Annotated in this window: 2 protein-coding genes; one reads left to right on the forward strand and one right to left on the reverse strand. The window is 43.0% G+C overall.

The annotated features are described in order from the left end of the window. On the reverse strand, positions 1–670 hold a 670-nt coding region (locus R7R24_RS24490), incomplete at its 3' end, for a histone deacetylase (protein ID WP_318119693.1). Positions 671–940: 270 nt separating this feature from the next. Here R7R24_RS24490 and R7R24_RS24495 point away from each other — a divergent pair. Beyond that, a partial coding sequence (locus R7R24_RS24495; protein ID WP_318119695.1) for an SDR family NAD(P)-dependent oxidoreductase occupies positions 941–1,394 on the forward strand: 454 nt, incomplete at its 3' end.

Below are 1,394 nucleotides of genomic sequence, written 5' to 3' on the forward strand. Positions count from 1 at the left end.
GATGGAGATTCAACGCCATCTCTACCACCTCTTTAAACGTCATCAAAAATGTTTCATCGTCTGTTCCTTTTGCTAACGGAACATCCAAATCAGACGGTGGTTTTCTCGCAGGAAAGTTTTTATCGCAATGAAAAGAGAGCGTCACGATGTCCGGCTCTTCTTGGCACAAGGTGGCGGTTCCATCACCATGATGAACATCACTATCAATAATTAAAATCTTATCAACGTGCTCGTTATCCAACATGTGTTTAGCCGCAATCACTAAATCGTTGAACAAACAGAATCCACTACCAAAATCTTTGTGAGCATGGTGGTAACCACCACTTAAGTGCAGTGCGATACCGTGTTCAAGCGCTTTTTCGGCTGTCAGAAGCGTACCAGCCGCTGACGTCAGTGTTCGATTGATCAGAGCTTCACTCCAAGGAAAGCCTATTCGACGCATTTTAGCTGCTGGCATATTACCTTGTGCCAGTAAGTCAACATACTCCGCATCATGCACGCGCTTGATCGCTTCAATTGACAGCGCTTGTGGTTCAAAAAACTGCACCCACTCAGCTTGCACATCGCGACGTACCTCTTCATAGAGATATTGATACTTCATGATTGGGTAACGGTGCCCTTCGGGCAATTCAAGTTTTGAGTATATAGGGTGGTATATCAGTGGCAACATGAGACATTCTTTTCATACAACGTTGTGAAATATTACCAACTACAAAGGTTGAATAGAAATTAATTTAATTGATAATGATTTTCATTAAAAATCAAATTTCATACTCCAACGATGAAGAAAACGACATTTACGGTCCTAGGCGCTTTATTTGGTTCCTTCTGTGCTATCTCTGTATTTATATCCCTGTTGTTTAGTGCATGGTGGTTAGTTGATTTTGTCGCACTCAGCTAACACAATAGTTCGATAACGAGTCTTACCAGAGAGTTAAAAATGGCCCATAGTGTTTTTATCACAGGCGCAAATCGTGGTATTGGTTTGAGTCTGACAGAGCTTTATCTTGAACGCGGGTGGAACGTCCTCGCTACTAGCCGTAACGTCACAGACAGTGACGAACTACAAGCTTTGAGAGCACGTTACTCCTCTTTGAGCTTGCATGAACTGGATGTTACTGATTACGCAAAAATCGCGTTACTTGCTCAGAGCCTGCCACCTATCGACCTTTTGATTAACAACGCTGGTTACTACGGCCCTAAAGGTTATGGGTTTGGAAACACCGATGTGGATGAATGGCGTAAAGTACTTGAGATTAATACGATAGCGCCACTTAAACTGGTCGAAACGCTCTATCCACAACTGCAACAAGGACAGTTGAAAAAAATCGCCTGCATCTCTTCAAAAGTCGGGAGTATGACGGAGAATACATCGGGTGGCGGCTATATTTATC

This window comes from Vibrio sp. 704 (genome assembly GCF_033339295.1).